The organism is Pseudomonas zanjanensis, from assembly GCF_014268745.2.
Classification (GTDB): Bacteria; Pseudomonadota; Gammaproteobacteria; order Pseudomonadales; family Pseudomonadaceae; genus Aquipseudomonas; species Aquipseudomonas zanjanensis.
In genome coordinates, this window is sequence record NZ_JABWRB020000001.1 from 559441 (window position 1) to 579246 (window position 19806).

Consider the following 19806-nt stretch of genomic DNA (forward strand, 5'->3'; position numbering starts at 1 on the left):
AAGGGGCCACAGAAATCTGCCGCTCGCACCACCCTGAGGGGGCACCACGATGAAAGAGAAAATCCAGAACTGGCTTCACGACTTGGGTGTCGCGCTTGGCCTGATCGAGCCGCCGATGCAACCGGTACCGATCCGCACCGATGACGAGCAACGCCGCCGCCAGCCGCGCCGCCGGTAAATACACCAGGAATTTGGAGAGATCGCAGTTCCGGACCATCTCGATCGAGATGGCCCGGAACTGCGATCTTTTTATTGGTGGCGCGAACCCCTGTGGCGAGGGAGCTTGCTCCCGCTGGGCTGCGTAGCAGCCCCAAGATGTATCCATCACCGCAGTGCGGCAGACAGGACGCCGGGGCCTGCTTCGCAGTCCAGCGGGAGCAAGCTCCCTCGTCACAGGGATGTGTTGCAAAAAGGGGCATGGCCACCGACGCCATGCCTCTTGAAGAATCTGTCTCAGTGCTCGGTCAAACCGCCTTGGCCACCACGTTCGACCTGTGCGACAGCAAGCTCACCAGCACGAAACTCACCAGCGCCACGCTCAGGCTGTAGTAGATCGGTGTGTTCGCATCCAGGCCATCCTTGAACATGAAGAACAGCGCGGTCAAGAAGCCCAGCGACATGCTGGTGATCGCGCCAGCGGTGGTGGCGCGTTTCCAGTAGATGGCGCCGATCAGCGGGATCAGCATGCCGCCCACCAACAGGTTGTAGGCCAGGGTGAGGGCGCTGATGACGTCGCTGACCACCAGGGCGATCACCAGGACCATCGCCCCCATCAGCAGGGTGGCGATGCGGTTTTCGTGGACGTCGCCGCTGCCGCTCTCACGGCCATGACGCAGGCGGGGCAGCAGGTCCTGGACCACCGTGGTGGACGCGGCGAGCAGGCCCGCCGCGGCGGTGGACATCAAGGCCGCCAGGGCCGCGGCGATCACCAATCCACGAATGCCATTGGGCAGGCTGGTCTGCACCACGCTGGCGAAAGCGTTGTTGACGTTTTCCAGATCCGGTAGCAACACCTTTGCCGCCATGCCGATCAGCGCCCCAGCCAGGCCGTACAGCACGCAGTACAGGCCGGCGGCGGTGCCGGCCACTTTGGCCACGCCTTCGCTGCGGGCGGTGAACACCCGCTGCCAGATGTCCTGGCCGATGAAGATGCCGAAAAAGTAGATCAGGAAGTAGGTAAGGATGGTGTCCCAGCCAATCGCGGTGAAATCGAAGTAGCTGGCCGGCAAGGCCGCCACCATCGCGTCCCAGCCGCCGGCATCGCCGATGGACATCGGCATCAGCAGGAACACCAGGCCAATGGTCATGATCAAGAATTGCACGATATCCGTGAGGGTCAGCGACCACATGCCGCCAATGGTGGAATACAGCACCACCACGCCACCGCCCACCAGGATCGACAACCAGAACGGCAGGCCGAACAGCACCTGCATCACGGTGCCGATGGCGATGGTCGAGGTGGCGCCGATCATCAGCGCATACACCAGCATGATCAGCGCACTGGCCTGGCGCGCGGCCGGGTTGTAGCGGCGCTCCAGCACTTGGGTCACGGTGTAGATCTTCAGTTTGAGCAACGGCTTGGCGAGGAACAGGCTCAGGCCTACGATGCCCAGGCCGATGGCGCCGCACAGCCAGAACCCGGAAATGCCATGGACGTAGCCCAGGCGCACGGTGCCGATGGTCGATGCGCCGCCCAGCACGGTGGCGGCCATGGTGCCCAAGTAGAAGCCCGGGCCGAGGTTGCGCCCGGCGACCAGGTAGTCGTCACGGGTCTTGGCGCGGCGCATGCCGTACCAGCCGAGGGCGATCATGCCGGCGGCGTAGATGAGAACGACGATTAAATCCAAAGCCATGATGGCGTGTCTCCGATTGTCTTTTTTATGTACGGGACGAAGTGCTGCTGTCCCTGGCGAACGAGTCTTTGTGGCGAGGGAGCTTGCTCCCGCTCGACTGCGCAGCAGTCGTCGCTTATCGGTTCAGAAACTTGGGGGGCTGCTGCGCAGCCCAGCGGGAGCAAGCTCCCTCGCCACGGGTATTTTTCAGTCAGGCGGTCTGCCGGAGCTCTGATTTAGCAAGCGGCGCTGTGCCCCGCGGATCTTGCGGCCCATACACCGCCGCCGGCTCTGGAAACAGCCCCAACAACGCCAGGTACACCACCGAGGCCAGGCCCAGGGTCACCGGCAGGCTGATGTCGATCCCGCCGGCCAGTTCCCCCAGCGGCCCGACGAACTGCCCTGGCAGGTTGACGAAGCACAACCCCACCAGCGCGCTGGGGATCCACGCCCCCAGGCCGCGCCAGTTCCAGCCGTGGCTGAACCAGTAGCGCCCGCCGGTTTCGCCGCGGGTGAACACTTGCAGGTCGTCCGGGCAGTAGAAGCCGCGGCGCACCAGCAGGCCGATGATCATGATCACCATCCAGGGTGTGGTGCAGGTGATGATCAGCACCGCGAAGGTCGACACGCTCTGCACCAGGTTCGCCGCGAAGCGCCCGATGAAGATGAAGGCAATCGACAGCACGCCGATCAGCAGCGTCGCCTTGACCCGCGACAGCAGCCGTGGAAACACGCTGGACATGTCCAGCCCGGTGCCATACAGCGACGTGGTGCCGGTGGACATGCCGCCGATCACCGCGATCAGGCACACCGGCAGGAAGAACCACCCCGGCGACACCGCCAGCAGCCCGCCCACGTAGTTATTGGCCGCGATGTAGTCCGGCGCCTTGATCGCCACGATGGTGGCGGTGGCGAGGCCGAACAGGAACGGGATCAATGTCGCCAGTTGCGCCGCGATCACCGCCAGCATGATGCGGCGCTTGGGCGTGTTGCGCGGGATGTAGCGCGACCAGTCACCGAGGAACGCACCGAAGGAAATCGGGTTGCTCATGGCCACCAGCGCCGCGCCGATGAAGGCGGCGTAGAAGCCCGGCTGGCCAAGGCTGACCGTGCCGGCGAACTGGCTGTCAAAGGTCGGTGCGAAGGCGAAGATGCCGAGCAGGAACAGCAGGCTGGCGGCCCACACGGCGATGCGGTTGACCCACAGCATGAAGCGGAAGCCGTAGATGCACACGGTCAACACCAGCAGGGCGAACAGGCCGTAGGCCAGGCCCAGGCTCAAGTCGGTTTCCGGCACGCCGATCAGCCGCTTGGCGCCGCCGATCAATGCATCGCCCGAACTCCACACCGACAGTGAGAAAAACGCGATGGCGGTCAGCAACGAGAGGAACGAGCCGACGATTCGCCCGTGCACGCCGAAGTGCGCGCCGGATGACACCGCGTTGTTGGTGCCGTTGAGCGGACCGAACAGGCCCATCGGCGCGAGAATGATCGAACCCACCAACACGCCCAGCACAATCGCCCAGACCCCGGCCTGGAACGACAGGCCGAACAGCACCGGAAAACTGCCGAGCACGGCGGTGGCAAAGGTATTGGCGCCGCCGAAGATCAGGCGAAACAGGTCGCCTGTGCCTGCGGTGCGTTCGTGGTCCGGGATCTGTTCGACCCCGTTGGTTTCAATCTGCGTAAGGCTTTTATCGTTATTGTTATTCATGATCTGCTCCGATCATCGAGGCGCATTCATCGGTTGTGAATGTCGCCTGTGGCTAAGGGGGTGGCAGCCCTTCCGGCATTGCGGACAAATGTTCATGACAGGCCAGCCATAGGCCTTGTTGTTCTTGGCGAAACACAATGGTTTCGCGCTCCTGGCTAATGTGAAGCTCCCCTTGCATGCGCAGCTCGGTGGCCACGTCATGGATAAAAATCGCCACGTCCCCTTGCAGGCTGACGAAGGCGTTGCTCGAGGTGCAGCTCAGCACCTCGAAGCCATCCTCGGACCTCCAGCGATCCCACAACGCCCGGTAGGCATCGCGTGACAGCAGGGGCTGTTCGAGGGTGTGGAACACGAAGCTCGCATCGGTGCTGAACGCACTGAAATAAGCCTCGCGATCGTTGCGGGCGAAGGCCGACACCAGCTCAGCGGCGGCCTTGAGAACCTGGTCTCGATGGCTCATGACGGCGCCTCAGCGATGAACCACGCCAGGCAGTACGCAGAGCATTTCGTACAGCAGGTTGGCGCCCAGCAGCGAGGTGTTGCCGGTGGTGTCGTACGGCGGCGAGACTTCTACCAGATCGCAACCGACCAGGTCGAGGCCCTGGCAGCCACGGACGATTTCGATCGCCTGGATGGTGGTCAGGCCACCGATTTCCGGGGTGCCGGTGCCGGGCGCCCAGGCCGGGTCGATACCGTCGATGTCGAAGCTCAGGTACACCGGGCCGCCGCCGACTTTTTCACGCACTTCGGCCATCAACGGCGCCAGGGATTTGTGCCAGCACTCTTCGGCCTGGACCACGCGAAAGCCCTGATGGCGGCTCCAGTTGAAATCATCGGCGGTGTAGCCCTGGGCCCGCAGGCCGATCTGCACCACGCGGTCGCAATCGAGCAGGCCTTCTTCCACGGCGCGGCGGAAGGTGGTGCCGTGGGCGATTTTCTCGCCGAACATGTGGTCGTTCACATCGGCATGGGCGTCGATGTGCACCAGGCCGACCTTGCCGTGTTTCTTGTGAATGGCTCGCAGTATCGGCAGGGTGATGGTGTGGTCGCCGCCCAGGGTCAGGGGGATGACGTTGTGTTCGAGGATCTTGTGGTACGACTCTTCGATGATCCGCACCGCGTCCAGCAGGTTGAAGGTGTTGATCGCCACGTCACCGATGTCCGCCACTGACAGCGAGTCGAACGGTGCAGCGCCGGTGGCCATGTTGTAGGGGCGGATCATCACGGATTCGGCGCGAATCTCCCGCGGCCCGAAACGGGTGCCGGCGCGCAGGGAGGTGCCGATGTCCAGCGGCACGCCGACGAAAGCAGCGTCCAGGCCGGCAGCGGTTTGCAAATGAGGAAGTCGCATCATGGTGGCGATGCCGCCGAAGCGCGGCATTTCGTTGCCGCCCAGTGGTTGGTGAAGAATCTTGTCCACGGGTAGGGCCTCATCGTTGTTTTATTTATCAGGGGCCGATTCTGCGAAAAGCCGCTGTCGTGAAGAATCGCTGGCGGCAAATACTTAGTTCAGATTTTTCTAAACTAATGGCGGGCGGGGCGATAGACTCCGCAGCAGCGCAATCCTGGGGCAGACGATTACCCCGGTGGCGAGGGAGCTTGCTCCCGCTGGGCTGCGAAGCGGCCCCAAAACCATTCACCTCGGTGTATCAGGTAGATCGCGTGGGCAGGTTTTACGACTGCTTCGCAACCGAGCGGGAGCAAGCTCCCCCGCCACAAAAGCGCGACAAGTTCTGTTTATGTGTGATCCGGAGACACCCAATGGCCAACGCTCTACCCGACCTGAAACTGCTGCGCATTTTCGTCAGCGTGGTCCGGCACCAGGGGTTCGCCAATGCCCAGCACGAGCTCAACCTCTCCACCTCGGCCATCAGCACTTATATGAGCCAGCTGGAATCGGCCCTGGGCCTGGTCCTCTGTCATCGTGGCCGGGGCGGGTTCAGCCTGACCAGCAAGGGCGAGTTGTTCCATCAGGAAACCCTGCGCCTGCTGGGCGAGCTCGAAGGCTTCGAACAGTACGCCGCCGCGCTCAAGGGGGAACTGCGCGGCACGCTGAACCTGGGGGTGATCGACTCGACAGTGAGCGACACGGCCTTGCCATTCGCCGAAGCCATCGGTGCCTACAGCCAGGAACATCCGGCGGTGCATTTGCACCTGTCGGTCCTGAGCCCTTACGAGCTGCAACTCGGTGTGCAGGACAACCGCCTGGACCTGGCCATCGGTGCGTTTTCCACGCGCATGAGCGGGTTGGTCTACATGCCGTTGTACCGCGAGCAGCACTGGTTGTATTGCAGCAACCGCCACCCGCTGTTCAACGAGCGGCGCATCCCCGAACAGGTCATCACCCAGCAGCGCATGGTCGGACGCGGTTACTGGAGCCAGGCCGAGCTGGCTCGTCATGGCTTCAAGCACAGTGCGGCGACGGTCGAGAGCATGGAAGCGCAGTTGATCCTGGTGTTGTCCGGTGCCTACGTCGGTTATTTGCCTGAGCACTATGCCCAGGCTTGGGTCGACAAGGGCGACTTGCGCGTGCTGTTGCCGGCGACCTTCGGTTATCAGGCGCCGTTTTCGATGATCGTGCGCCGTGGCCGCAGCCGCGAGCCGCTGATCCAGACCTTCCGTGATTTGCTCAAAGCTCAACTGAACCAGGCCTGATCATGTCCAGAATCCAATGCCCGCGCTGCCAACGACCGCAAAGCCATTGCCTGTGCCCGTTGATCCCCAACCTCGACAGCCGCACCCGGGTCTTGCTGTTGCAACATCCGAGCGAAGTGAACCACGCCTTGAACACTGCCCGGCTGGCGGCCTTGGGGCTGCGCAATGCCGAGCTGATCGTGGGCGAGGTGTTCGAGGATCTGCCCCGGTTGCTCAACCAGGCGGGTTATCAGGCGCGGTTGTTGTTTCCCGCTAACGACGCGCAGCCGCTGCAAACCTACGGGCCGTCCGATGAGCCGCTGCTGTTGGTCGTTCCCGATGGCACCTGGCGCAAGGCGAGAAAACTGCTGCACCTCAATCCGCTGCTGGCGGCGTTGCCGAGGGTGACGTTGGCTAACGGTGGGGTGTCTCGTTACCGTTTGCGCAAGGCACCGGGGCCGGGGGCGTTGTCGACGGTGGAGGCGATTGTCCAGGCGTTGCAGACACTCGAAGCGCCGACCCGTTTCGAGCCGCTGCTGAAGCCGTTCGAGGCGTTGATCGAGGGGCAGATTGTGGCGATGGGGGAGGAGACGTTTCGGCGTAATCATGCTGAGAAATAATGGTTGTCTTTGCCGGCGCCTTCGCGAGCAAGCCCGCTCCCACATTTGATCGCCTGTGGCCGCAAAATTTGTGTTCGCCGCAGATCCATTGTGGGAGCGGGCTTGCTCGCGAAGGCGGCCTCTCAATCACCGCATATCTCAGCAGAAATCAGCGCTCGCGCATCGCCTCGGTCCGCGCCTTCAACACCGGCTTGAGCAAGTAATCCAACACACTTTTCTCCCCAGTGATGATGTCCACCGTCGCCACCATCCCCGGAATGATCAGCAACGGCTTGGCATCGCCGCCCAAGTGGTTTTTATCGGTCCGCACCTGGATCAAATAGAAGCTGTTGCCCTTGTCGTCGGTGATGGTGTCGGCACCGATCAGTTCGAGCTTGGCGCTGAGCCCGCCATAGATCGTGTAGTCGTAGGCGCTGAACTTGACCATGGCTTTCTGGCCAGGGTGCAGGAACGCCACGTCCTGGGGGCGGACCTTGGCTTCGATCAGCAGGTTGTCTTCCAGGGGCACGATTTCCACCATGTCGTTGCCCGGCTGCACCACGCCGCCGATGGTATTGACCTTCAATTGCTTGATCACCCCATGCACCGGCGAGACCACGGTGGTGCGGGTCACGCGGTCGTCGATGGCGATGCTTGAGGCGGTGATTTTCGACAGTTCGGTGCGTTTCTCGTTGAGGTCCTTGGCCGCCTCGGAACGGAAGGTCTGTTCCGATTCGTCGATCTTGCTCTTGATCTCGTTGATCGCCGATTCGGCCCTGGGAATGGCCAGGGTGGTGGCGTTGAGCGAGCCGCGGATTTCCACCGCGCTGCGCTTGAGCCGCAGGATCTCCACCGGCGATACCGCCCCGGTGCGCACCAGCGGCGCGGACATGTTCATTTCTTCTTGCAGCAAGGCCAGGGCGGAGCTGAACTGGCCTTGCTTGGAACGAAACTCCGCCAGTTCCTGGGTCTTCTGCCGCAGCTGTTCGGTCAGGGTCCGTTGTTCGCTGGCCAGGCGTCGCTGGCGTTGTTCATACAGCGAGCGTTCGTCCTCGGCCACTTGCGGGGCCTTGGCGGTGACCTCTGCCGAGAGCGCGAAGGGCCGCCCTTCAGCTTCGGCCGACAGGCGCTCGACCTGGGCGGTCAGGGCATAGCGGTCAGCCTCGCTCTCGCCCTTGTTCGACAGGAACCGCGTATCGTCGAGGCGCAGCAGGGTGTCGCCCTTGTTTACCATCTGGCCTTCGCGCACGAAAATTTCGGTGACGATGCCGCCCTCCAGGTTCTGGATCACCTGGATCTTGCTCGACGGAATCGCCTTGCCTTCGCCGGTGGTGACTTCCTGCAAGACCGCAAACTTCGCCCAGACCAACCCGGTGACGATCAACCCGGCGGCCAGCCACACGGTAACCCGCGAGCGCCGGGGAGAATCCTGCAGCGTGGCGCCGGCGGTTTCCGGCATGAACTCGCTTTCGGCGCTTTTGCTGAAACTGCCGAAGTAGCTTCGGGCGGCTGAATCCGGTGTTTGAGCAGACATGGGGCGGTACCCGTTGGTTAAATGAAAAGAGCTGGGTGCTGCTTTTAAGTAAAAGAGCTGGGTGCTGCTTTTTGTGGCGAGGGAGCTTGCTCCCGCTCGGCGGCGAAGCCGTCGCAAAACCTGCCGGCGCGGTCCGCCTGATACAACCGGGGGAATGGCCCTTGGGGCTGCTTCGCAGCCCAGCGGGAGCAAGCTCCCTCGCCACAGGGGTATGTGTCGGCCTCTAAACCGCCGCGGAGCCCACCCGTCCCTTGCGCAGCGCATCGATCACCGCGTCCTTCGGCCCGTCCGCCACGATCCGGCCGTTATCCAGCACCACCAAGCGGTCCACCAGGCTCAGCATCGAGGTGCGGTGGGTGACCAGCAGCACGGTCTTGCCCTGCACGTGGGTATGAAGCTTCTGCCGCAAGACGTCTTCGCTGCTGTTGTCCATGGCGCTGGTGGGTTCGTCCAGCAGCAGGATCGGCGGGTCGAGCAACAAGGCCCGGGCCAGCAGCACAGCCTGGCGCTGGCCGCCGGACAGCAGTTGTCCGCGCTCGCCCACCGGGCGGTCGAAACCTTGGGGATGCTGGCGCGCCAGTTCGGTGACACCAGTCAGTTCCGCCACTTCCAGCATGCGCGCGTCGCTGATGTAGCGCGCACCGAGGGTGAGGTTGTCCCGCAGGCTGCCGGCCAGCAGCGGCAGGTCATGGGCGACATAGCCGATCTGTTGGCGCAGGTCGGCGACGTCCAGTTGCCGCAAGTCCAGGCCGTCGAGCAGCAACTGGCCTTCCTCCGGTGCATAGAAACCCATCACCAGGCGCGCCAGGGTGCTCTTGCCCGAGCCACTGCGGCCGATGATCCCGACCCGTTCGCCGGGCTTGAGGCTGAAACTGATATTGGCCAGTGCCGGGGCGCTCTGGCCGTTGTAGTGGAACGTCACGCCGCTGACGTCCAGCGCGCCCTGCAATTGGGTGCGCTCAAGGGGCCGCTGCTTGGCGTCACGCTCCTGGGGCAAGGCCATCAGGGCATCGGTGCTGCGCATGGTGAGCTGGGCTTGCTGGTAGCGGGTGATCAGCCCGGCGATCTGCCCGAGCGGGGCCAGTACGCGGCTGCCGAGCATGTAGGTCGCCACCAGCGCGCCGACGCTGAGATTGCCGGCAATGATGCTGTAGACCCCCGCGACGATGGTCGCCATGCCCGCCAGTTGTTGCAGGAACAAGGTGCCGTTGGTCGCCAGTGCCGAGAGGTTGCGCGCATGGCTGTCCAGGCGGGTGAGGGCGCCGTGGGTGCTTTCCCATTGGTGCTGGCGCTCGCTTTCGGCGCTGCAAGCCTTGAGGGTTTCCAGGCCGCCGAGGGTTTCGATCAGTAGGGCCTGGCGCTGGGCGCCGAGGGCCAGGCTTTTTTGCACGGTGTCGCGCAGGCGTGCCTGGATGATCATGGCGAAGACAATGGTGATCGGAAATGCGATCACGGGAATCACCACCAGCCAGCCGCCCAGCAGGCCGATCACCACCAGCATCAGCAGGGCGAAGGGCAGGTCGATGAGGCTGGTGAGCGTCACCGCCGTGAGGAATTCCCGCAGGCCCTGGAAGTCGTGGATGCTCTGGGCGAAGCCGCCGATGGTCACCGGTTTGGCCTTCATCGCCATGCCAGTGATGCGTTCGAACAAAGTCGCGGAGAGAATCACGTCGGTTTTCTTGCCGGCGGTGTCCAGCAGATGGGCGCGCACCACCCGCAGCACCAGTTCGAAACCGGTGCCGATCAGCAGCCCCACGGCCAGCACCCATAAGGTCGATGTGGCCTGGTTCGGCACCACGCGGTCGTAGGTCTGCATCACGAACAGCGGCACCATCAGGCCCAGCAGGTTGATCAGGAAACTCGCCAGGATCGCATCGCTGTACAGCCAGCGCGACAGTTTCAGGGTGTCGCGAAACCACGCCTCGACCCGCGGCACCAGCGGGGCGCGCAAGTCTTCGAGTTCATGGCGCGGCCGGGCGAATAGCGCCTGGCCGCTGTAATCGGTGGTCAGTTCCTCGCGGCTGACCCATTGTTCACCGCCATCGGCTTCGCTGGGGAGGATCAGCGCCTTGCCATCCTCGCCCCAGCGCCGCAATACGGCGCAGCGGCCCCCCGCCAGGATCAGCATCACCGGCAGGTTCAGGGCTGAGATGTCCGCCAGCTCACGCCGCAATAGCCGCGCCTGCAAGCCCGCCCGGGCCGCTGCGCGGGGCAGCAGGTCCAGGCTCAAGCGTTGGTGCGCCATAGGAAGCCCGGCGCTGAGGCTGGCGCGACTGGCCGTCGCGCCATGGAGTTTGCAGAGGATCAACAGGCCGTCCAGCAACGGATCATCGAAGTTCAGGCGCGGATCGGCGCCGGGGGTTGCGGGTTCCATGCTGGTCACATTGATCGCTCCCACTGGATTACTTCAGTTCCGGCAACCGTGCCTGGTTCTTGACTTCGGTCTGCGCGACCGCATCGGCCGGCAGCACGATCCGTTGTTTTTGCAACAACAGGCCCATGTTCGCCAGCACCCGGTACATCGAGTATTCCTCGGTGTAGCGCACTTCGGTGTAGCGACGGTTGGCGTTGTACAACTCGTTTTCGCTGTCGAGCAGGTCGAGCAGGGTGCGCTGGCCGAGGCCGAACTGATCCTGGTAGGCGGCGCGCACACGGGCGGTGGTGTCGGCGTATTCGCGGGCGGTCGGGGTCTGCTTGCGGGCGTTGAGCATGGCGTTCCAGGCCAGGCGCGTGTCTTCGTTGAGCTGGCGCAGGGCGTTGTTGCGGATGTCCATGGCCTGGTTGATCTGGTGGGCGTTGGACGCCAGCCGCGCCTTGTCGCTGCCGCCGCGGAACAGGTTGTAGTTCATCACCACGCCCAGCCGCCAGTTGTTGTCGTGGCCTTCTTCGCCACCGATGTTGTTGTTGGCGCCCACTGCCGCCTCGGCGTCAAAGCGCGGATAGAACGGCGACTTTGCCACTTCATATTGGCTCTCGGCGGACTGGATGTCGGCCTGGGCCGATTTCAGGTACGGGTTGTTATCCACCATGCTTTGCTGGGCTTCGCGCAGGTCGGCGGGAAGCTCGCCTTTGGTCGAGGGCGGCGCTTCCAGCTCATCGGGCATGCGCCCGACCACGCTGTAGAAGTTCGCCTCGGCGTCCGCCAGGTCGACCTGGGCGGTGTCGAAGTTGTTTTCCGCCAGGGCCCGACGGGCGTTGGACTGGTCGGAGTCGGCCGTACTGCCCACCCCTCGCTCGGTGCGCAGGCCGATCTGGTCGTTGACCCGCAGGTGCGCCTGCAGGTTGTTCTTGGCCAAGGTCACCAGTTCACGACGCTTGAGCACTTCCAGGTAGACCTCGATGGTGCGCAGCGCCAGATCCTGGGCGGTGCCCTGGGCGTAATAGGCCCGGGAATTGACCACGCCCTGGGTGCGCTGCACTTCATTGGCGGTGTTGAACCCGTCGAAGATCATCTGCCGCAGGCGCAGTTCCGATTGGGTGTAGGTCAGGATATTGGTGTGGTGGTTGCCCTGCGCCCGGGTGTTGGTGTTGTCGCTGTAGCCACGGCCATAACCGGCATTGAGATCCACCGACGGGAAAAAGCCCCCCCGGGCGACTTTGACGTCTTCATTGGCCGACAGGCGGCTGTCCACCCGTTGTGCCAATTCCGGGTGAGTCGCGATGGTGCTCTGGATCGCTTCGGTCAAGGACATGGCCTGCGCCTGAGAAGAGCAGGCCATGGCCAGCAAAACCGCGCTGCAGAGGGGGGTTAGAACGCGCATGGGGTGCATCTCCTGAGGTCTGTAGTGCTTCGTTGTCGCCAATTTATTGACGTATTTAAGATCAAAACCGTTTCAACCTTGTAACAACACAGCTAAGAACATCCTGCGCAAAACCTAAGAAGAATTTCTCATAACGCTTATTCCGAAAAAAACTTATGTGCTTGTAAAAAACCGGCACATTGTTCAAAGCGAAAGCCTTTGAATCTGCGGGTTCTGACGGATTTTAGGCGTCAATAAAAGTTCCATTCAGATTTTCAAGCGATGTGAAGAAGTGCCGAAAGGGCGCTGGATAAGGCGGTTAACGGTGACGGTTTTTTGTCGTTTTAGCGAATTGCCAGCACGTTTCTCCTTCTCGAAAGCTGGCAGATTTTCCAGCTTTGCAGATCGCCAATCTGAGGACGGATTCTTCACCCAAACAGGTGCCGACTGCGGTCGGCAACGGAGGAAATGCACATGGCAGCGCTCATCGGTATCGTCAGCAAAGTGGTCGGGCAAGTTTTCGCGGAAACGGCTGGTGGCCTGCGGCGGCCTCTGGTCGAAGGCGATCGGCTCTATGCCGGCGAACACTTGGTCACCGGTGCCGAAGGGGCCGTGGCTGTCCAATTGCAAAACGGCCAGGCGTTGACCCTGGGCCGCGAAAGCAACCTGACCCTGACCCCGCAGCTGCTCGCCAACCCTGCGCCTCATGTCGACACGCCCGACACAGTGGCACCGAATGACGCGCAACTGACCGATGTGCAAAAGCTGCAGCAAGCCATCGCCGCCGGTGCCGACCCGACGCAGACCGGTGAAGCCACGGCTGCCGGACCCGAAGGGGGCAACCCGGGTGGCGTAGGGGGTGGGCACAGTTTTGTGTTGCTGGAAGAGGTGGGCGGGGAGGTCGATCCGTTGATCGGTTTCCCGACGGCCGGGTTCAACGGGATTCCTGAGTTTCCAGAACTGCGCCTGGCCGGTGACCCGGATAACACGGGCGACGATGCGACCGTGCCACCGGTCGTCCCGGAGACCCCGGACAACCCCGTGACCCTCGACGGTGTGACTGTCGAGGGCGGCGAACTGACCACCAACGAGGCCAATCTGGCCGACGGTTCGGCCAGCAATCCGGGGGCGCTGGTGCAAAATGGCACGTTCACGGTGTCCGCGCCTGACGGGCTGAACAGCCTGAGCATCGGCGGCATCAACGTGATCAGCGGCGGTGTGCCCGCAGGCTTCCCCCAAACCATCACGTCGGCGCTGGGCAACACATTGACCATCACCGGTTATAACCCGGCTACGGGAGTGGTCAGCTACACCTACACACTGACGGACAATGAAACCCATCCTGCTGGCGGCGGTGTCAACAACATTACCGAGCAGTTCCCTGTGGTGGCGGTCGACACCGACGGCGACACGGCCACTGGCACCCTGGACGTCAACATCACCGATGACGTGCCCCAGGCGATCGATGACAGCCACGCCAACACGGCGTCGGAAACCCTGGTCAGCCTCACCGGCAACGTATTGCCCAACGACCATCAGGGCGCCGACCGGATCCCCACCGGCCCCGACAGCGGACCGATCATTGGCGGGACGTTCACCGGCACCTACGGCACCCTGGTGCTCAACCCCAACGGCACATACACCTACACCCTGAACACCAGCGACCCGCAGTTCGTCGCGTTGCAGGGCGGGGGCAGTGGCACCGAGACATTCACCTACACCCTGACCGACGCCGACGGCGATACCAGCACCGCGAACCTGGTCTTGCAGGTCCACAACAACGATGACCCGGTGATCATCACCGGCCTCGACACTGAAGGCGGCGAGCTGTCATTGCAGGAGAAAAACCTCAGCGACGGCAGTAGCCCGGATGCATCGGCCCTGACCCAAGGCGGCACGTTCACCGTGACGGCGTTGGACGGTGTGCAGACCCTGAGCGTAGGCGGGATTAACGTCGTCACCAACGGCGTAGCGGCTGGTTTCCCACAGTCGATCACGACTGCGCTGGGCAACACCCTGACCATCACCGGCTTCAACGCGGCTACCGGTGTAGTGAGTTACAGCTACACCCTTCTGGACAATGAAGCCCATCCAAACGCCAACGGCGCCAACAGCGTTAGCGAGCAATTCGCGGTTGTGGCCACCGATGACAACGGCACCACCGCCAACGGCAACCTCGATGTGAACATCGTCGATGACCTGCCCAAAGCCGTGGACGACAGCAACGGTACCGCCTCGGAAACCAACCTGACCCTGACCGGCAGCGTGCTGACCAACGACACCCAAGGCGCGGACGCTGTGGCGTCCGGCCCAATCACCCCCGGCACGTTCACCGGCACCTACGGCACCCTGGTGCTCAACGCCGACGGTTCCTACACCTACACCCTCAACACCGCCGACGCCGACTTCAAGGGTTTGCACGGCGGCGGCAATGGCAGCGAAACCTTCACCTACACCCTGACCGACGCCGACGGCGACACCAGCACCGCGAACCTGGTGCTGCAAGTGCACAACAACGATGATCCGGTGATCATCACCGGCCTCGACACTGAAGGCGGCGAGCTGTCGTTGCAGGAAAAAAACCTCAGCGATGGCAGCAGCCCGGATGCATCGGCCCTGACCCAAAGCGGCACGTTCACCGTGACGGCGTTGGACGGTGTGCAGACCCTGAGCGTGGGCGGGATCAATGTGGTGACGGGCGGCGTAGCGGCTGGTTTCCCGCAATCGATTACCACCGCGCTGGGCAACACCCTGACCATCACCGGCTTCAACGCGGCTACCGGTGTAGTGAGTTACAGCTACACGCTTCTGGACAATGAAGCCCATCCAAATGCCAACGGCGCCAACAACGTTAGCGAACAGTTCGCGGTTGTGGCCACCGATGACAACGGCACCACCGCCAACGGCAACCTCGATGTGAACATCGTCGATGACCTGCCCAAAGCCGTGGACGACAGCAACGGTACCGCCTCGGAAACCAACCTGACCCTGACCGGCAGCGTGCTGACCAACGACACCCAAGGTGCGGACGCTGTGGCGTCCGGCCCAATCACCCCCGGCACGTTCACCGGTACCTACGGCACCCTGGTGCTCAACGCCGACGGTTCCTACACCTACACCCTCAACACCGCCGACGCTGATTTCAAAGGCTTGCACGGCGGCGGCAATGGCAGCGAAACCTTCACCTACACCCTGACCGACGCCGACGGCGATACCAGCACCGCGAACCTGGTGCTGCAAGTGCACAACAACGATGATCCGGTGATCATCACCGGCCTCGACACCGAAGGCGGCGAGCTGTCGTTGCAGGAAAAAAACCTCAGCGATGGCAGCAGCCCGGATGCATCGGCCCTGACCCAAAGCGGTACGTTTACCGTGACGGCGTTGGACGGTGTGCAGACCCTGAGCGTGGGCGGGATCAATGTGGTGACGGGCGGCGTAGCGGCCGGTTTCCCACAATCGATTACCACCGCGCTGGGCAATACGTTGACCATCACCGGCTTCAATGCCAGCACCGGCGTGGTCAGCTACAGCTACACGCTTCTGGACAATGAAGCCCATCCTAATGCCAACGGCGCGAACAGCCTCAGCGAACAGTTCGCGGTCGTCGTCACCGATGACAACGGCACCACGGCCAACGGCAACCTGGACGTAAACATCGTCGACGACCTGCCGACCGCTCATGCTGATTCCGCCTCGGTGGATGAGGGCGGGACGGTCAGTGGCAATGTCCTGAATAACGACGAAGGTGGTGCCGACGGGCCGGCTGCCAGTGGTGCCGTGATCGGCGTGCGCGCCGGCAACGACACCTCGACCTCGGCCGTTGGCGGCCTCAACACCCAAATCAACGGCACCTACGGCTACCTGACCCTGGACGCCAACGGCAACGCCGTCTACCACAGCAACCCGAACACTGTCAGCGCCCCGGGCGCGACCGATGTCTTCACCTACACGGTGCGCGATGCCGATGGCGATGAAAGCACCACCACCATCACCGTCGATGTCCACGAAAGCTGCCTCGTCGCCACACCGGACCAGGAAATCAGCGTCTACGAAAAAGCCCTCGACCTGAACCAGGACGGCCAGGACCTGGCCCCCGGCACCGTCACCGGCAGCGCCCCGAGCGCCACCAGTGAGACCGCCAGCGGCAGCCTTGTCGGTTCGGTCAGCGGCGCGGTTGGCGCAGTGACCTTCGCCCTGGTGGGCAACGCCACCGGTGCCTACGGTCAACTGTCGCTTCAGCCCGACGGTTCCTACACCTACACCCTGACCACGCCGGCCACGACAACACCTCATGCCAACGATGGCCCGAACGTATTGAGCGAAAGCTTCACCTATCAGGCCACGGACTCGTTGGGCAACACGGTCACCAGCACCATCGTCATCGACATTGTCGACGACGTACCCAAGGCTCACTGCGACGCTGCCTCGGTGGTGGAGGGCGGGACGGTCAATGGCAACGTGCTGGACAACGACGTACTCGGCGCCGACGGCGGCGCAGTCATCGGCGTGCGCGCTGGCAACGACACCTCGAACCCTGCCATCGGCGGCCTCAACACCCAGGTCAACGGCACCTATGGCTACCTGACCCTGGACGCCAATGGCAACGCGGTCTACCACAGCAACCCTGGCTCTGTCGGTGCCCTCGGCGCGACCGATGTCTTCACCTACACCGTGCGCGACGCCGATGGCGATGAAAGCACCACGACCATCACCATTGATGTACACAACAGCTGCCTCGTCGCCGAAACCGACCACGACATTACCGTCTACGAGAAAGCCCTCGACCTGAACCAAGATGGCCAGGACCTGGCCCCCGGCACCGTCACCGGCAGCGAGCCGAGTGCCACCGGTGAAACCGCCAGCGGCAGCTTGGTCGGTTCGATCAGCGGAGCCACCGGCGCCGTCACCTTCACCCTGGTGGGCAACGCCACCGGTGCCTATGGCCAGTTGCAGCTTCACCCCGACGGTTCCTACACCTACACCCTGACGGCGCCAGCCACCACCACGCCCCACACCAACGATGGCCAGAATACCCTGAGTGAAAGCTTCACCTACCAGGCCACGGACTCCCTGGGCAACAGCACCACCGGCAGCCTGGTGGTCAGTATTGTCGATGACGTGCCCAAGGCTGTCGCGTCCGAGCGGTCGGTCACGGCGACCGAGATCGATTCCAACCTGCTGATCGTGCTCGACGTCTCCGGCAGCATGAAAGACCCCTCTGGCGTGTCGGGGCTCTCGCGAATGGACCTGGCCAAGCAGGCGGTCAGCGCCTTGCTCGACAAATACGACGACATGGGCGATGTAAAAGTCCAGCTCGTGACCTTCAGCGGCAGCGCCACCGACCAGAGCGCCGTGTGGGTAGACGTGGCAACGGCCAAGACGCTGATCGCCGCGCTGACGGCGCACGGCGACACCAATTACGATGCGGCCGTGGCGATGGCCCAGACGGCGTTTGCAACTTCCGGCCAACTGACCGGCGCACAGAACGTTGGCTATTTCTTCTCCGACGGCAAGCCGACCTTGGGCGAAATCGGCTCGGCGGATGAAGCCGCGTGGAAAGCCTTCCTCGACGCCAACGGCATCAAGAACTACGCCATTGGCCTGGGCAGCGGCGTCAGCAATGCCCACCTCGACCCGCTGGCCTACGACGGCAGCACCCACACCAACACCAACGCGGTGGTGGTCACTGACCTGAACCAGCTCAACTCGGTGCTCGCCGACACCGTGCAAGGTGCACCGGTCACCGGCAACCTGTTGGGCGAGGGCGGCTCGTTCGGCGCCGATGGCGGGTTTGTCAAAAGCCTGGTGGTCGATGGCACCACGTACAACTACGACCCGGCGGCCAACGGTGGTCACGGTGCATTGACCGCTAGCGGCGGGCTCAACCACGGCTCCTTCAATACCGCCACCAATACGCTGAGTATCGCCACCGACCACGACGGCACCCTGGTGGTCAACCTGGATACCGGTGCGTTCAGCTATACCTCCCAGACCGTCACCCATGCCTTGATCACTGAGAATATCGGCTACACCGTCAGCGATAACGACGGTGACCTGGCAAGCTCCAACCTGGTGATCAAAGTCGTTCCGAACAGCCCGCCGATCGCTGTCGATGACAACGTCATCACCAACGTGCTGTCGGGCAACATCGTGATCCCGGGTGAATTGCTGCTGGGTAACGACAGCGACGCCAACGGCGATCCGCTCACGGCTTCGCCCACCAGTTTCAATACCGGTTGGCTCGCCAAGGGCGCGGACTTTACCGGCAGCATCGGCACGGCCAGCTTCACTGGCAACAACGTGCAGTCGATCAACCTCAGCCGCAGTGCTTTCGTCGCCAATACCGCGAGCATGACGGCGATGCTGGTGGTCAGCGGTGCCCTGGGAATGGTCTCCAACAACAACGCCAACGACGAAGACCGGCTCAACATCAGCCTCAAACAGGGCGAAACCCTCACCCTGGACCACAACCTCTCGGCCAGTCGCATTGCGATGGAGTATTCGCTCAACGGCGGGCCGTTCATCGCAATCAACGACGGCGCGTCTTTCACCGCGGCAGCGGATGGCAATTATCAGATCCACGTCACCAACATCGCCAATCCCGGCGGCGGCAACGCCAACGCTGCGGAAAACTACCAACTGACCCTGACTGTCGATTATGCCGGGGCGCAGGACAAGACTGCGGATTTCCACGGAAGCTACACCGCCAGCGACAACCACGGCGGCAGTGACAGCGCCTCGGTCGGCATCAGCTATCAGGCGGGCCACACCCTGACGGGCACCAGTGGCGACGATGTGCTGTTGGCCGGCAATGGCGACGATGTCCTCAATGCGGGGGACGGCAACGACACCCTCAGTGCCGGTTCGGGCAACAACACCTTGCAGGGTGGGGCGGGCGATGACGTGCTTTACAGTGGCGCGGGCAATGACCTGCTCGATGGCGGCAGCGGTCACGACACCGCCAGCTACGCCCACGCCATCTCGGCGGTCACGGTGAACCTGGGCCTGCTCGCGGCGCAGAACACCTTGGGCGCCGGCACCGATACGTTGGCAGGCATCGAAAACCTGGTGGGCTCGAACTTCAACGACACCCTCACCGGCGACGGTGCCAGCAATCGCATCGACGGCGGGTTGGGCCATGACGTGCTCAATGGTGCAGGCGGCGATGACCTACTGATTGGCGGCCAGGGCAACAACACCCTGACCGGCGGCAGTGGCGCCGACACCTTCCAATGGCAGGCGGGCAACAGCGGCCACGATGTGATCACCGACTTCGCGCCCGGCGTCGACAAGCTCGACCTGTCCCAACTGCTGCAAGGGGAGAACGGCAGCGCGGCGTCACTGGACGATTACCTGCATTTCTCCGTCAGCGGCAGCGGTGCATCGGTCACCACTAGCATCGACATCAGCGCCCTTGCCGGCGCCACGCCGAACCAGACCATCGACCTGGCCGGCGTCAACCTGGCCAGTCACTACGGCGTCACGCCGGGCGCGGGGGGAATCATCGGCGGTGCGGACACGGCGACCATCATCAATGGGATGTTGAATGATCACTCGTTGAAGGTGGATACGGTGTGAGGTGAGCTGAAACGACAAAACCCGCCATGTCCGGTTTGGATGTGGCGGGTTTTGTTCATGTTAGTGAAGATAAATGGGGATGCCCCACCGCTACTTGAATGCACACAGACCCTTGTGGCGAGGGAGCTTGCTCCCGCTCGGCTGCGCAGCAGCCGCAAAAGGCCTGGCGCGC

The 19806-nt window shown here is 63.1% G+C and carries 11 protein-coding genes; 4 read left to right on the plus strand and 7 right to left on the minus strand.

The features are described 5' to 3' along the window. Positions 1 to 49: 49 nt before the first annotated feature. Positions 50 to 178 carry a PA1414 family protein gene (locus HU715_RS27410; protein ID WP_003198971.1) on the plus strand — a complete coding sequence of 43 codons (129 nt, stop codon included), beginning with the start codon at positions 50 to 52 and terminating at the stop codon, positions 176 to 178. Positions 179 to 464: 286 nt separating this feature from the next. Here HU715_RS27410 and HU715_RS02680 read toward each other — a convergent pair whose 3' ends face one another. The 4 genes from HU715_RS02680 to speB form a co-directional block, all read right to left on the minus strand. Then, on the minus strand, positions 465 to 1853 hold the full coding sequence (locus HU715_RS02680) for a sodium:solute symporter family protein (protein ID WP_186704618.1): 1389 nt from the start codon (positions 1851 to 1853) through the stop codon (positions 465 to 467). 190 nt (positions 1854 to 2043) lie between these two features. Then, a complete protein-coding gene (locus HU715_RS02685; RefSeq protein ID WP_186704748.1) occupies positions 2044 to 3549 on the minus strand; it encodes a cytosine permease in 1506 nt (501 codons plus the stop codon). A gap of 49 nt (positions 3550 to 3598) precedes the next feature. Further along, positions 3599 to 4006 carry a YybH family protein gene (locus HU715_RS02690; protein WP_186704619.1) on the minus strand — a complete coding sequence of 136 codons (408 nt, stop codon included), beginning with the start codon at positions 4004 to 4006 and terminating at the stop codon, positions 3599 to 3601. Positions 4007 to 4015: 9 nt separating this feature from the next. Next, positions 4016 to 4966: an agmatinase gene (speB, locus tag HU715_RS02695; RefSeq protein WP_186704620.1), complete on the minus strand. Its 951-nt coding sequence runs from the start codon at positions 4964 to 4966 to the stop codon at positions 4016 to 4018. 341 nt (positions 4967 to 5307) lie between these two features. Between speB and HU715_RS02700 the strand changes: the two genes are divergently transcribed. Next, positions 5308 to 6201 (plus strand): LysR family transcriptional regulator, encoded by an 894-nt coding sequence (locus tag HU715_RS02700; protein ID WP_186704621.1) that lies wholly within the window; start codon positions 5308 to 5310, stop codon positions 6199 to 6201. Positions 6202 to 6203: 2 nt separating this feature from the next. Then, positions 6204 to 6800 (plus strand): tRNA-uridine aminocarboxypropyltransferase, encoded by a 597-nt coding sequence (locus HU715_RS02705; RefSeq protein WP_186704622.1) that lies wholly within the window; start codon positions 6204 to 6206, stop codon positions 6798 to 6800. Between the two features lie 148 nt (positions 6801 to 6948). Here the strand turns inward: HU715_RS02705 and HU715_RS02710 are convergent, their stop codons facing one another. The 3 genes from HU715_RS02710 to HU715_RS02720 all read right to left on the minus strand — a co-directional run bounded on the left by HU715_RS02710 (position 6949) and on the right by HU715_RS02720 (position 12074). Next, positions 6949 to 8313: an HlyD family type I secretion periplasmic adaptor subunit gene (locus HU715_RS02710; protein WP_186704623.1), complete on the minus strand. Its 1365-nt coding sequence runs from the start codon at positions 8311 to 8313 to the stop codon at positions 6949 to 6951. Between the two features lie 223 nt (positions 8314 to 8536). Continuing rightward, entirely contained in the window at positions 8537 to 10696 is a 2160-nt protein-coding gene (locus HU715_RS02715) for a type I secretion system permease/ATPase (RefSeq protein WP_186704624.1), read from the minus strand. Positions 10697 to 10715: 19 nt separating this feature from the next. Then, a complete protein-coding gene (locus tag HU715_RS02720; protein ID WP_186704625.1) occupies positions 10716 to 12074 on the minus strand; it encodes a TolC family outer membrane protein in 1359 nt (452 codons plus the stop codon). A gap of 453 nt (positions 12075 to 12527) precedes the next feature. Here HU715_RS02720 and HU715_RS02725 point away from each other — a divergent pair, with 453 nt between their 5' ends. Further along, positions 12528 to 19634: a retention module-containing protein gene (locus HU715_RS02725; RefSeq protein WP_186704626.1), complete on the plus strand. Its 7107-nt coding sequence runs from the start codon at positions 12528 to 12530 to the stop codon at positions 19632 to 19634. The last annotated feature ends 172 nt before the right edge of the window (positions 19635 to 19806 follow it).